We start from the raw sequence: 13,915 nt of genomic DNA on the forward strand, positions 1-13,915 counted from the left end.
AAATGATTTTTCAGAAATAAATGTTACGCGTCTTTATTGAGCAGGTGCATATATTCGGTGACACCTTCAGCAACTGTTTTAAATGGCGCAGTGTAGCCAGCAGCACGTAATTTAGTCAGGTCAGCTTGTGTGAAGCTTTGGTAGCGACCTTTTAATTTCTCAGGGAATTCAATGTATTCGATAGCCACATTTTTGTCTTTGTGGAATTCAGTGACTGCATCAGCAACAGCTTGGAAAGATTCCGCACGTCCTGTACCGCAGTTAAAAATACCTGCAACATTGTTTTCCCAGAACCATAAATTGACCGCTGCCACATCGCCCACATAAATAAAGTCACGGCGGAAAGTATCACTACCTTCGAACAGTTTTGGGTTTTGCCCTTCATTAATTTGTTTATTTAAGTGGTAAGCGACACTCGCCATGCTGCCTTTATGGTCTTCATTTGGCCCATAAACATTGAAATAGCGGAAACCACAAACTTGTGAATTGGCTTCTGGCAGGATCTCACGTACATATTGGTCAAATTGGAATTTTGAATAACCATAGACATTTAATGGTTTTTCGAACTGGCGTTCTTCAATAAAGTTATCGCTACGACCGCCATAAGTTGCGGCTGAAGATGCGTATAAGAATGGAATTTCGCGCTCTAAGCAGTAATGTAATAACTCTTTAGAAAACTGGTAGTTATTGTCCATCATATACTTGCCATCCCACTCTGTGGTTGATGAACAAGCGCCTTCGTGGAATACCGCGTCAACTTCACCGAAATCATCACCTGCGATGATACTCACAATGAAATCTTCTTTATCTGCGTAATCCGCAATATCAAGGTCAACAAGGTTGGCAAATTTAGTGCCATCTTTCAGGTTATCAACCACTAGGATATCTGTGCGGCCGATTGCATTTAGGGCTTTAATAATATTGCTGCCAATAAAACCAGCTCCACCAGTGACTATGATCATTGGGTATACCTCAAATGGGTTAAGAAAATAGGATCGTTATTGGTGACTATAATAACATCTCTTGGCGCAGACGGTAGCATTGATAGAAGAGAATTGAGCTGACACTTAAATGAGAACAAGGGAAATATCGTGATCTTGGCTACAAACTTGACTTATTTATGCTGTGAATATCGCCACACATAGAGACTATTATTAAACTCTATTAATAGTCTCTATACAGGAAAAAATCATGTCAGAAAGATTTTATCAGCAGATTCAAGAACAATTGCTACAAATTGAAGCCGATGGGTTATTTAAAAATGAACGCATTATTACGACTTCGCAAGATGCTGACATTGAAATTGTAGGTGGCCAGCGAGTTATTAATTTCTGTGCAAATAATTACCTTGGTCTTGCTAACCATCCTGCACTCATCGAAGCTGCTAAACAAGGAATGGATAGCCATGGTTTTGGTATGGCATCGGTACGCTTTATTTGTGGAACGCAAGATAACCACAAAGTTTTAGAGCGCAAACTGGCGGATTTTCTGGGCATGGAAGATGCCATTCTCTATTCATCCTGTTTTGATGCAAATGGTGGGCTGTTTGAAACCTTGTTAGGCGCGGAAGATGCCATTATTTCAGATGCATTAAATCATGCATCCATTATTGATGGGGTTCGCTTAAGCAAGGCAAAACGCTACCGTTACAGCAATAATAATATGGTGGAATTAAAAGCGCGCTTAGAAGAAGCTAAAGCCGCAGGGGCTCGCCATATTTTAATCGCAACAGATGGTGTGTTCTCGATGGATGGTGTGATCGCGGATTTGAAATCCATTTGTGACCTTGCGGACGAATACCAAGCTTTGGTGATGGTGGATGATTCACATGCTGTTGGTTTTGTTGGGGAAAATGGTCGAGGTAGCCATGAGTACTGCGATGTGATGGGCCGTATCGATATTATCACGGGGACATTGGGTAAAGCCTTGGGCGGTGCATCCGGTGGTTATACGGCGGCGAAAAAAGAGGTGGTTGAATGGCTGCGTCAGCGTTCTCGTCCTTATTTGTTTTCGAACTCACTCGCGCCTGCGATTGTTGCCGCATCTATCAAAGTGATTGGTATGATGAAAGAAGGCCATTCATTACGTGAAAAATTATTGCGTAATACCGTGTTATTTAGAGAAAAAATGACAGCGGCAGGTTTCACCCTCGCAGGCGCTGACCACGCCATCATCCCTGTCATGTTAGGTGATGCCAAACTAGCCCAAATTTTTGCAAAAGAGCTACTTGATGAAGGTATCTATGTCACAGGCTTTTTCTACCCTGTTGTGCCGCAAGGCCAGGCACGTATTCGTACTCAGATGTCCGCAGCACATAGTGAGGAGGATATTTTACACGCTGTTGAAGCATTCACCCGCATTGGTAGAAAACTAAAAATAATCAAATAAAAGGTCTTTTATGAAAGCACTGTCCAAACTGAAAGCTGAACCGGGTATATGGATGACAGAAGTTCCGAAACCGGAACTTGGGCACAATGATGTGATGATTAAAATTCGTAAAACTGCGATTTGCGGTACGGATGTACATATCTATAACTGGGATGAATGGTCGCAGAAAACCATTCCTGTCCCAATGGTTGTCGGTCATGAATATATAGGGAAAATTGTTGCGATTGGGCAGGAAGTCAAAGGCTTTAAAATTGGTGACCGAGTGTCAGGGGAAGGGCATATTACTTGTGGCCATTGTCGAAATTGTCGCGGCGGCCGTACCCATCTTTGCCGCAATACGATTGGAGTAGGGGTTAACCGAGAAGGGTGTTTTGCTGAATATTTGGTGATCCCCGCATTTAATGCTTTTAAAATTCCCGATAACATTCCTGATGAAATAGCGGCGATTTTTGACCCATTTGGTAACGCAGTTCATACGGCACTTTCCTTCGATTTAGTGGGGGAAGATGTGCTGGTTTCAGGGGCTGGCCCTATAGGCATCATGGCGGCTGCGGTATGCCGACATGTAGGTGCACGCCATGTTGTTATCACTGATGTGAATGATTATCGGCTTGAATTGGCGAAAAAAATGGGTGTTTCCCGTGCCGTGAATGTCAGTCGTGAAAATTTAAAAGATGTGATGAACGAACTGGGAATGAAAGAAGGTTTTGACGTGGCATTAGAAGTTTCTGGTGCACCGGCCGCTTTCCAGACCATGTTAGACACCATGAACCACGGCGGCAGAATTGCCCTATTAGGAATTCCCCCTGCTTCGATGGCAACAGATTGGAGCCAAGTAATATTCAAGGGGCTGTTTATTAAGGGAATTTACGGCCGTGAGATGTTTGAAACATGGTATAAAATGGCGACACTCATTCAATCTGGTTTGGATTTATCACCGATAATTACCCATCAATTCCCCATTGATGAGTTCCAAAAAGGCTTTGATATCATGCGGTCAGGCCAAGCGGGTAAAGTGATTTTAAACTGGGATTAAATTTTTATCATATCCATTCCCCTTCTTGGCTTTTGCGCTAAGAAGGGGAGCAGAATGGTTTACTGCTGTTGCTTGAAAAGCGGACGTTTTTGGGTTCTATCGCCCTGCACCAACAAAGGTTGTAAAGCCTTATCGTTATAAATCCCCTCGACAACAAACATAATAAAATCAATCCCCTGTAGCTTCGAAGAGGGTAATGTAAACTCACAGAGACCGAGCTCTTGCGGAATAATCATATTTTCTGGTTGGCTAGCCGCTTCGGGTTGCCCAACAGTAGCATCTTTGGTTGGTGGTGTTTTTATTTCATCTTGTACTGCTTGCTTGTTTTGAGGTTGTATCGGTGTTTTTTTCGCTTCTTCAGATAACATTCTTAATGATGTTGGCTGTTTCGTTGTAGGTTGAGGGCTCAGTAGAGCACTAACACCCACTAACTCGACATCAGCAGGGAGTTGGACAAGGTATTTTTGTAATGCACGAACGGTAGATGGGTGCGGATGACCGATTGCAACCGCATTACCGTGCTTGCGTGCATAAGTCACAGCCTTATTCAACTGAGTGCGGGTTTCTTCTTCCGATTGGTGGTTATCAATAAAAATATGGCGACGTAACGTGGGAACACCGTATTCTTTGGCGGCATTACCTGCTTGGGTATTGCCAATAGTCACACTATCAAGGAAAAATAAGTTTGACTTTGACAGGCTCTGCATCACATTACGCATTCCTGCTAAGTTAGAGGTCATCTCACTTCCCATGTGGTTATTCATGCCTTTTGCATGAGGAACTCGGCTTATTGCATTTTTAATAATGCGGTCAATTTCCTCTGCACTCATTGATGGAGCCAATGTGTCTTTCTCTAACGGTTGCTTGCTCAATGGTTTCATGGGCATGTGGATAAGAATATCACGCCCTTGTTGATGGGCTTTTTCTGCGACTTCACGGCCATGGGGAGAGCTTGGTAAAATTGCAATAGTTACCGCAGGGGATAACGCTAAAATTTGGTTATCTTCTTTAACGCGATAACCAAAATCATCAATCACAATCGCCAATTTTGCCGCACTCACCGGTAGACACATCATTAATAATGACAAAACAATGAGTGGTCGAACGGGTAAGTGCTTCAGCATAACGTTATCCTAATTAATTGAATTTAAAATTTATCGCCCTAACCATGGACGAGGGTTTACGGTTTTACCTTGTCTGCGAATTTCAAAATAGAGTGCTGGGCGTTCTTGGCCGCCACTGCTACCTACTAAGGCGATAGGTTGACCCGCTCTAACCTCTTGGCCGACATTCACTAAGGCGCTCTGGTTATAGCCATAAAGGCTCATATCCCCCTTACCATGTTCGACGACAACGACGAGCCCATAGCCTTGTAACCAGTCGGCCAATAGCACGCGTCCATCAGCGATGGCTTTGACTTGGGTTCCTTCGTTAGCGGCGATAACCATGCCTTTCCAACGCAGTTCGCTGGAAATGACATCACCATAGTTATGGAGTAATGCGCCACGAACAGGCCAAATAGCTTGCCCTGCCGGGCGTCCTAGACCACCAGTACGAGACATCAGTGAGCGTTCACTCTCTGACGGCTTATAGGTTGAGCCTTTCTGTTTGGCTTGCCGTTCTTTTTCTGCCACTTGCACGCGAATGCGTGCCGCTTCTTTGGCTTCTCGCTCCGCTCGGGCTTTGGCTTCACGTTCAGCGCGGGCAATCTTATCACGCAATCTCGCTTCGTTTTGTTTTAGAACTGCAAGATTTTTTTGGTCTTCTTTTAATGTACTCTCAAGGGCATTCAAGGTTTTTTGCCGTGAAGCGCGTGCGTTATCCAACTTACGCTTTTCTTGTTGTTGGCGAGCCAGCGTTGTTTTTTGTTCGGCTTGTTTTTTTTGTTCGAGTTGTTTTTGTTCTTGCAGCTCTTGAGTAGTTTCCTCTAGAGCGACAATGTTTTTTTCACGTGCTTGATTTAAATAGCTGTAATAGGCCAAAATACGCTCTTCGCGTTGGCCTTCTTCACCTTTAAACATCAGAGTGAGCCCTTGGTGTTTACCTAACCGGAAAGCCGCGTCTAGTTGGTCAGCTAATAATTTCTCTTGTTGTTGTTTTTTGGCTTGTAGCTGCTTGATATTGCTACTTAAGGAAATAATTTCTTTATCTAATTGTTTTAGCTGATTTTGAGTTTCATGCAAGCTGCGCCCTGCGGCGGAAATGCTTTGCTCTTGTTGTTTAAGTTGCTCAAGCAGTGTTGAGCGCTTGGCTTGTTGTTCTTTTACACTTTTCTCTTTCTCAGCGATACTTTTGAGTAAATCATGTAACTGGCCTTTATTTGCGGTGATCTGGTTGGCAAACACAGCTTGTGTTGGGGCGAGAACAAGCAGCCCTAACCCAAAGATAGCGCTAATAGCCTGACGAATAAATGAAATTTTCATTCGATGATGTGTATTGCCCATCGTGATAAATCACCTCAATTAAATGCAATAACTGATTATTTCATCTGCAAGTGATGGTTTCCAGCACTGTCTAACAAATAGTATTGAAAACATTTATAAATTCGGATTTTTGCCCTGAATTAGAACTATATTAAGTCAAATAACACAGTTTTATTATCACTGATTTATTTTGTATAGCCAGTTTTCAATACTTTTTTCTTATTCATTGCCTATTTGAAGCACAGCTTAGACCTGTTTCGCACGTTTATGTTAAAATATTTGCGTACAGCTTCGAAACAGAAAAGTTATTTTTCAGTGAACTGTGTTAATTTTGCGGGCCTTACCGCAAAAAAAACAAGCGAGTTTGCGGGAATTGGCTGTAATTAGCTCAACACAAAGGTATACTCAGAACCCTTTGATATTCGTTTTTAACTAACGGGAGTGATTGCCCCCCATGATCCAAGAAATCATGCAATTTGTAAGCCGGAACATGTTATTGAGTCTGGTTTGGATAGCGCTATTAGTCGCTGTCGTTGTTATGACCTTTAAAGGCCTTTTCTCTAAAACGAAAGTGATTGCTCGTTCACAAGCGATTACACTGATTAATAAGGAAGAGGCGGTTGTTGTCGATTTACGTTCTCGTGACGATTTCCGTAAAGGGCACATTATTGATTCTATAAACTTAACACCGTCTGAAATTAAAGAGAATAATTTAGGTGAATTAGAAAAACACAAACAGAAACCAGTAATTATCGTTTCTGCAAGTGGTATGGAATCAGGTAAACCAGCTGAACAGCTGGCACAACACGGTTTTGAAAAAGTCTTTGTCCTGAAGGAAGGGATCTCTGGCTGGGCAGGTGAAAACCTCCCTTTAGCTCGTGGTAAGAAGTAATTATCTGGTATCGAGTTGCTTCCCAAGTTATATATGCAACAAGTAATTTGGGGAGCACAACGCAGCGAACACCCCAGTAGCTCAGAATAACAGGGTTTCCCTTAAATTATTTGGGCTACAGGTAGGCAGCAAGTGAAGATATCCAAGGAGCATACATCAGTATGTGACTTGGGTAGCGCAACGCAGCGAACACCCCTGTAGCTCAAAGAATAACAGGGAAAATTCATATGGAAGTTAAAGGTACATAAACTATGTCAGAACAAAACAACTCAGAAATGGTCTTTCAAATTCAACGCATTTATGCAAAAGACGTTTCATTTGAAGCACCTAACGCACCACACATCTTTCAACACGAGTGGCAACCAGAAATCAAATTGGATTTAGACACTTCTTCAACTCAGCTGTCTGAAGGTGTTTATGAGGTTGTTTTACGTGTCACTACTACGGCAACTTTAGGTGAAGAAACGGCTTTCTTGTGTGAAGTGCAGCAGGCGGGTGTTTTCTCTATCGAAGGCATTGAAGGTACTCAAATGGCACATTGCTTAGGTGCATACTGCCCGAACATCCTGTTCCCATATGCACGTGAAGCGATCACAAGCTTAGTGGGCCGTGGTACATTCCCACAATTGAACTTAGCGCCAGTTAACTTTGATGCACTGTTCATGAACTATTTACAGCAGCAACAAGGTGAACAAGCGCAGAACTCAGAAGCTCAACAGGACGCTTAATGAATACTGCTTCAATGACAGTGATCGGTGCCGGCTCGTACGGCACCGCTTTAGCCATTACGCTTGCACGTAATGCACATCAGGTTGTGTTATGGGGCCATGACCCAAAACACATTCATCAATTAGAACAAGATCGCAGCAATCAGGCGTTTTTGCCTGGCGTTTCTTTCCCTGATAGTTTATCTCTTGAAACGGACTTAAAACGTGCCGTTGAGGCGAGCCCCAATATCTTGATTGTCGTACCTAGCCATGTTTTTGGTGATGTACTAAAACAGATCCAACCTTACTTACGCGCAGACTCCCGTATTATTTGGGCGACTAAAGGCTTAGAACGGGATACAGGTCGTTTGTTGCAAGAAGTGGCACGTGAGGTATTAGGCAATGAAATTCCGCTGGCAGTACTTTCTGGTCCGACATTTGCGAAAGAGTTAGCCGCAGGTTTACCAACGGCAATTTCCGTGGCGGCAAGCGATAGCCAATTTGGTGATGATTTACAAAAATTATTCCATTGCGGCAAAAGTTTCCGTGTCTATAAGAACCCCGATATGGTAGGGGTGCAACTAGGCGGAGCAGTAAAAAATGTCATCGCAATTGGCGCAGGGATCTCCGATGGTATGGGGTTTGGTGCAAACGCACGTACCGCATTGATTACCCGTGGTTTAGCGGAAATGAGCCGTTTAGGTGCAGCTTTAGGAGCAGACCCTGCAACTTTTATGGGGATGGCGGGTTTAGGTGACCTTGTGTTAACGTGTACCGATAACCAATCCCGTAACCGGCGATTTGGCATGATGCTAGGCGATGGCGTTAGCGTTGAAGATGCAGAAAAAGAGATTGGCCAAGTGGTTGAAGGCTATCGAAATACCAAAGAAGTCCGCGCACTGGCTGAGCGGGCTGGTGTTGAAATGCCAATTACTGAGCAAATTTATCAAATCCTCTATCGCCATAAAAATGTGTTAGAGGCAGCGCAAGCCCTATTAGGGCGTGCGACGAAAGATGAAATTGCCGATATGCCAAAGCTGCATGATTAATAAAAATAGATAGGTGAGTGATTATGTCGCGTGAAGAACTGGATAGAATTTGGGGTTTCATTAAAGATGAAGCGAAGTCTCTTGCGGACTGCGAACCACTTCTCGCCAGTTTTTTTAACGCGACATTATTAAAACACGACAATTTAGGCAGTGCGCTCAGCTATATGCTAGCGAATAAACTGAGCTCACCGATTATGCCTGCGCTTGAAGTGCGCGAAATTGTGGAAGCCGCTTATCGCAATGACGAAAGTATGATTTTCTCTGCGGCAATGGACTTAGCAGCCGTTCGCTTACGTGACCCTGCCGTTGATAAATATTCCACGCCACTATTGTACTTAAAAGGTTTTCACGCCTTGCAAGCCTATCGCATCGGTAATTGGTTGTGGAAAGAAGGCCGCCAAGCGCTGGCGGTTTATTTGCAAAATCAAATCTCCGTTTCTTTTGGTGTCGATATCCACCCAGCGGCCCGTATTGGTTGTGGCATCATGCTTGACCACGCAACTGGTATTGTGATTGGGGAAACGGCAATTGTCGAAAATGATGTCTCAATTTTGCAATCCGTCACACTCGGTGGTACCGGGAAAACCTGTGGCGACCGCCATCCTAAAGTAAGAGAAGGGGTGATGATTGGCGCAGGGGCAAAGATTCTAGGCAATATTGAAATTGGCCGCGGCGCAAAAATTGGCGCAGGTTCTGTTGTACTTCACCCCGTTCCACCACACACCACAGTAGCAGGGGTTCCAGCACGCATTGTTGGCAAACCAACCAGCGATAAACCGTCCTTAGAAATGGATCAAAACTTTAATGGTACTATTTGGGGTTTTGAAGATGGGGATGGGATTTGAGTTGTGAGGGTTCTAGTTCGATCGTTTTCATTTTTGATTTCCCCTATCTGTATATAAATTGACCGAAAATTTGCTTTAACCTCAATGAGGTTATACAATGTTTATACATTTAGAAACTAATATACTCAAAAATAAGTATGGGGTAAGAGAAATGAGCGTTGCTATAAAAAAATGGGGAAATAGCCAAGGCATTGTTATCCCATCAGCTATCTTAAAACAATTAGGTATTGAGGTTGGCCAACGTCTTGATATTTCTGTTAATAACGGTAATTTGGTTCTTTCTCCCAAAAAGAAGATAAGGATGTTTTCTGAAGCTTATTTGCTTGACAATATGAATGAATATAATAGTCATTCAGATGAACTTGCTCAAATTAATGATATGGAAATTGGTGAATGAGTAAAAGTTACATACCAAGGCGAAATGATATTATTTGGTTAGATTTTGACCCAACGAAAGGAAAAGAAATAGGAAAATATCGGCCTGCACTCGTTTTATCCAGTGTGGAATATAATAAAAAATCAGGCTTGGTAATTTGTTGTCCTATTAGCACAAGCATTAGAGAGCACATAACAGAAGTAAGGATAAATAATCTTGATACTCCGTGTGTTGCTGCGGCAAACCTTATTCAAACACTATCTTGGAAAGATAGAAGTATGAAGTTTGGGGTAGTTGCTGATGAGGGGGTTCTTGATGGTGTGCTCGCAAGGTTGATCCCATTAATTGGTGGAGAGCATTTTTTTATTGATTCAAACTAAAGGAACTCAAACTGAGCTCCTTTTATAGTCTAGTCCTTTAGCAGCGCCCCTGCATACCCCAACTGCCTCCATGCCTCAAACACCACGACTGCCACAGAGTTGGATAAATTCATACTGCGGCTATCTGCCAACATCGGAATACGAATTTTTTGCTCTATTGGCATGTTATCTAGCACATAAGGCGGTAGCCCTCGGGTTTCAGGACCAAACATCAAATAGTCATTTTGTTGGTAACTGACATTGCTGTGGCTTGGCTTACCTTTAGTGGTTAAAGCAAACACGCGAGCCCCACTTTCAGATTGGTTATTATCCGGGTTTAGCCCTTCACTTTTTAAAAAAGCAAAATAATCATGATGGTGCTTGATATCGGCAAATTCGCTATAGTCCAACCCTGCACGGCGTAGGCGTTTATCATCCCATGTAAACCCAAGCGGGTGAATAAGATGTAAATCAAAGCCAGTATTGGCACAGAGGCGAATGATATTGCCAGTATTTGGCGGTATTTCTGGTTCGAATAAAACAATGTGTGGCATAACGTTAAGCTGATATTTGTGATAATAAATGATGGGAAGAGTTTACGCGCAAATGGCTTTGTTTTCATGTGGAACTTTTATATGTGTCATAAAATTTATTTGCCCCCTGAAAACAAAAAACGAGCCATACAGGCTCGTTTGTGAAATAACTCGTTGAGGTTAGCTGTTATAACCATTAGGGTTCATGGATTGCCAACGCCAGCTATCATTGACCATATCTTGGATAGAATACTGCGCTTTCCAGTTTAAATCTTTCAATGCTTTCTCTGGGCTAGACCAACATTCCGCAATATCACCGGGGCGCCTTGCTACAATCTCATATTTAATTGGTTTACCTGACGCTTTTTCAAACGCAGTAATAATTTCTAGCACACTTGTGCCAGTTCCTGTTCCAAGATTGTAGACATGTAAGCCCGCTTGCTGGCTGACTTTATTCAGTGCAGCAATATGGCCATCTGCTAAATCCATTACGTGAATATAGTCACGCACACCAGTACCATCCGGTGTTGGGTAATCATTGCCAAATACCATGACTTGTGGGCGGCGTCCTACAGCGACTTGGGAAACAAACGGTGCCAAGTTATTTGGAATCCCTTGCGGGTCTTCACCCATAGTTCCCGATGGGTGTGCACCAACAGGGTTAAAGTAACGTAGTAATGTCAGTGACCAGTCATCTTCCGCAGTATATAAATCTGAAAGGATACGTTCAACCATATACTTACTGGTTCCGTATGGGTTGGTAGTCCCACCGACTTTGGAATTTTCTGTTAACGGTACCTCTTCAGGGTCACCATATACGGTCGCTGATGAACTAAAAATCAGGCTCTTAACACCCGCTTTTTTCATGCTTTCTACTAATACCAATGTGCCATTGACATTAACATCATAGTATTCAATCGGTTTCTGTACTGACTCACCAACAGCTTTTAACCCAGCAAAGTGAATGACGGAATGAATTTGATGATTAGCGAAAATAGATTCTAAAATTTGGCCATCACGCACATCACCTTGGTAAAAAACTGGCTTAACACCTGTGATAGCTTCAATACGGTTAAGCACTTCAAGGTTGGCATTATGTAAGTTATCTAAAATAACCGGCTGCATCCCTTGCTGGATCATCTGCACACAGGTGTGGCTACCAATGTAGCCAAGGCCACCAGTGACGAGAACGTGTTGATTATTCATCTCAATATTCCTGAGTCTTAATATTCGTAATGGTAGTTATAGTCGTCAGACCTTGCATCGATACCATTCAAGATCACACCCGTAATGTCGATATCATTTTGCTTAAAGCGTTTCAGTGATAAATCAACGTCTTTAACTGTATTGACACCGTAGAACGCAATTAACAATGAAGTACCGACATATTTACCAATAATCGCGGAGTCCGTAATGGCTAAGATTGGCGCGGTATCGATCACCACAATATCGTATTGGTTTTTGACTTTATCTAATAACTGCTTAAAGCGCTCACCCATTAATAACTCAGAAGAGTGAGTGACGTTTTTACCACGACAAATTACATCAAGGTTTTCAATCACGTTGGCATGAATAGTTGGCGATTCTAAGCTTTGCTGTGATAAGTAGTCAGATAAGCCCGCTTTATTGTTTAACCCAAAGGCTTTGTGCAAACGGCCTTTACGTAAGTCGGTATCGATTAATAATACTTTTTTACCTGCGTTAGCCAGTACCACCGCCATATTGGAGGTCACAAAGCTTTTCCCAACACCCGGTGACGCACTGGTGACCATAACGAGGTTGTTACCTTGGTTCATCACCGAGAAGTACACACTGGTACGCAGTGAGCGGATAGCTTCCACGGCAGTATCTGCTGGATTTTCTATCGCTAATGGGTTCTTATTACCGGCTTCAATGAGTTTTTTCTCATAAGAAGAGAAAGGGATAGTGGCATACACATTGACACCCAATGCATCGATATCTTCCGTGCTCTTAATTTTATTATTAAAGAACTCGCGGGCAATCACATATGCGCAGCCGATAATAAAGCCAAGGATAGTGGCAAGAACAACAATCAGTGATTTTTTTGGCGCCACCGCGTTTGGTTGTGATTCTGCGGAGTCAATAATACGTACATCCGCCGTAATACCGGAGTTCAATACGCTAAGTTCCTGCTGCTTAGCCACTAATTGAGCGTAAATCGCTTGTTCAGCTTCAACATCACGGGTTAAACGGACGATTTCTTGTTGGGTATTTGGTAATTTTTGAATGTTTTTGCTGATTTTTTCTTTTTCGCGTAACAGTTGCTGGCGTTTATCTAATAGGGACTGATAAGCCGGGTGGTTACGAGTATATAGCTGCTGAATCTCCACCTCTTTAAAGGTCAGTTCATTAAGTTTTTCTTCGACTTGTAATGCACTGTCTAGAGCGGCTTTAGCTTCTAAAGAGAGGTCAATAGATTCATTCTTTTTGCGAAAGGCATTGAGCTGGTTTTCGTAGTTATCTAATTTCTTTTTAATAGTCGGTAAGTAGCCATCTAAGAATACGAGCGTATTGTTTGTGACTTCTTTTTTACGTTCGGTATTTTGGTCAACATAGTTTTGGATAACACTGTTAAGAATTTTAACATTCTCAGTTTTATCCGCCCCTTTAATGGCTAAGCTGATAATACCGGTACCTTTGCCAACTTCCGCGATGGTTAGGGTATTGCGTAAGTCTTCAATGGTGGAGTAACGGGCATTTTTGATTAATGCAAACTCTTCGCCAGTTTCAGCTGTGAAACTGGAAATTAATAAGTTAATTTCACCTTGTTTAAGGACTTCACCGACTTTACCTTGCAAGACTTGGCCATTCACATTTAGGGAATAATTGTTATCCCCTAAATAAGTCAGGGTCAATGGCTGGCCAATTAAGTTTTCAGGTAATTGAAATAGGGCAATATGAACGGGAGCGATTTCACCCAGTAATTTACTGACAAAGCCTTCAGGGGCTGCTTGAGTGTCTAGGTTCAGGTCTGCAACGGTTTTGCCTAACACCATGCGGGACTTGATGACTTCAATTTCAGAGTCGACTTGGTTATTGCTGTTACCAAATGGCATGACATCACTCATTTGGTCGAGTAATGAGACTTGGCCTAATTTATCATACTGTAAGGTCGCATTGGCTTGGTAAATTGGTGTTGCCAATAGGCTATATGCTATTGCAATAGCGGCAAAAAACACAGTAAAAAACCCAATTTTAATGGTATTGGATTTCAAAACTTTAAACAGAGCGAGCAGATCGATTTCATCTGAGGCAGGGGAGCTATTTTTTGTTGTGTTCATAATAG

At 42.6% G+C, this 13,915-nt stretch carries 14 protein-coding genes; 8 read left to right on the forward strand and 6 right to left on the reverse strand.

Annotation, left to right across the window (positions count from 1 at the left end; genetic code table 11):
* Positions 1-23: 23 nt before the first annotated feature.
* Positions 24-962 (reverse strand): ADP-glyceromanno-heptose 6-epimerase, encoded by a 939-nt coding sequence (gene rfaD / locus PSF42_RS12990; protein ID WP_272680154.1) that lies wholly within the window; start codon positions 960-962, stop codon positions 24-26.
* A 229-nt stretch (positions 963-1,191) separates the two neighbouring features.
* On the opposite strand from rfaD, the gene kbl reads away from it, so the two are divergent.
* Together kbl and tdh are read left to right on the forward strand one after the other, a co-directional pair.
* Positions 1,192-2,388: a glycine C-acetyltransferase gene (kbl, locus tag PSF42_RS12995; RefSeq protein WP_272680155.1), complete on the forward strand. Its 1,197-nt coding sequence runs from the start codon at positions 1,192-1,194 to the stop codon at positions 2,386-2,388.
* Positions 2,389-2,398: 10 nt separating this feature from the next.
* Positions 2,399-3,424 carry an L-threonine 3-dehydrogenase gene (tdh, locus tag PSF42_RS13000; RefSeq protein WP_272680156.1) on the forward strand — a complete coding sequence of 342 codons (1,026 nt, stop codon included), beginning with the start codon at positions 2,399-2,401 and terminating at the stop codon, positions 3,422-3,424.
* A gap of 59 nt (positions 3,425-3,483) precedes the next feature.
* Here tdh and PSF42_RS13005 read toward each other — a convergent pair whose 3' ends face one another.
* Positions 3,484-4,548, reverse strand: a complete 1,065-nt coding sequence (locus PSF42_RS13005; protein WP_272680157.1) for a divergent polysaccharide deacetylase family protein — start codon at positions 4,546-4,548, stop codon at positions 3,484-3,486.
* Positions 4,549-4,578: 30 nt separating this feature from the next.
* Positions 4,579-5,868, reverse strand: coding sequence for a murein hydrolase activator EnvC (gene envC, locus PSF42_RS13010; RefSeq protein WP_125895022.1), 1,290 nt, complete (start codon positions 5,866-5,868; stop codon positions 4,579-4,581).
* Positions 5,869-6,301: 433 nt separating this feature from the next.
* Between envC and PSF42_RS13015 the strand changes: the two genes are divergently transcribed.
* The 6 genes from PSF42_RS13015 (at position 6,302) to PSF42_RS13040 (ending at position 10,096) form a co-directional block, all read left to right on the forward strand.
* A complete protein-coding gene (locus PSF42_RS13015) occupies positions 6,302-6,739 on the forward strand; it encodes a rhodanese-like domain-containing protein (RefSeq protein ID WP_004265159.1) in 438 nt (145 codons plus the stop codon).
* A gap of 251 nt (positions 6,740-6,990) precedes the next feature.
* A complete protein-coding gene (gene secB / locus PSF42_RS13020) occupies positions 6,991-7,467 on the forward strand; it encodes a protein-export chaperone SecB (protein ID WP_004906947.1) in 477 nt (158 codons plus the stop codon).
* On the forward strand, positions 7,467-8,495 hold the full coding sequence (gene gpsA, locus PSF42_RS13025; protein WP_004265161.1) for an NAD(P)H-dependent glycerol-3-phosphate dehydrogenase: 1,029 nt from the start codon (positions 7,467-7,469) through the stop codon (positions 8,493-8,495). Before secB ends, gpsA begins: the two co-directional genes overlap by 1 nt.
* Positions 8,496-8,518: 23 nt before the next feature.
* Entirely contained in the window at positions 8,519-9,340 is an 822-nt protein-coding gene (gene cysE, locus PSF42_RS13030) for a serine O-acetyltransferase (protein WP_096863622.1), read from the forward strand.
* A 97-nt stretch (positions 9,341-9,437) separates the two neighbouring features.
* On the forward strand, positions 9,438-9,737 hold the full coding sequence (locus PSF42_RS13035; protein WP_047756787.1) for an AbrB/MazE/SpoVT family DNA-binding domain-containing protein: 300 nt from the start codon (positions 9,438-9,440) through the stop codon (positions 9,735-9,737).
* Positions 9,734-10,096 carry a type II toxin-antitoxin system PemK/MazF family toxin gene (locus PSF42_RS13040; protein WP_125895020.1) on the forward strand — a complete coding sequence of 121 codons (363 nt, stop codon included), beginning with the start codon at positions 9,734-9,736 and terminating at the stop codon, positions 10,094-10,096. Before PSF42_RS13035 ends, PSF42_RS13040 begins: the two co-directional genes overlap by 4 nt.
* A 29-nt stretch (positions 10,097-10,125) precedes the next feature.
* On the opposite strand, the gene trmL is transcribed toward PSF42_RS13040, so the two are convergent.
* From trmL to PSF42_RS13055, 3 genes are all read right to left on the reverse strand, one after another.
* Positions 10,126-10,629: a tRNA (uridine(34)/cytosine(34)/5-carboxymethylaminomethyluridine(34)-2'-O)-methyltransferase TrmL gene (gene trmL / locus PSF42_RS13045; protein WP_272672659.1), complete on the reverse strand. Its 504-nt coding sequence runs from the start codon at positions 10,627-10,629 to the stop codon at positions 10,126-10,128.
* 159 nt (positions 10,630-10,788) lie between these two features.
* Positions 10,789-11,814, reverse strand: coding sequence for a UDP-glucose 4-epimerase GalE (gene galE, locus PSF42_RS13050; protein ID WP_272680158.1), 1,026 nt, complete (start codon positions 11,812-11,814; stop codon positions 10,789-10,791).
* A 17-nt stretch (positions 11,815-11,831) separates the two neighbouring features.
* Positions 11,832-13,910: a polysaccharide biosynthesis tyrosine autokinase gene (locus PSF42_RS13055; protein WP_272680159.1), complete on the reverse strand. Its 2,079-nt coding sequence runs from the start codon at positions 13,908-13,910 to the stop codon at positions 11,832-11,834.
* Between the last annotated feature and the right edge of the window lie 5 nt (positions 13,911-13,915).

The organism is Providencia sp. PROV032, from assembly GCF_028484875.1.
GTDB classification, from domain to species: Bacteria; Pseudomonadota; Gammaproteobacteria; order Enterobacterales; family Enterobacteriaceae; genus Providencia; species Providencia rettgeri_E.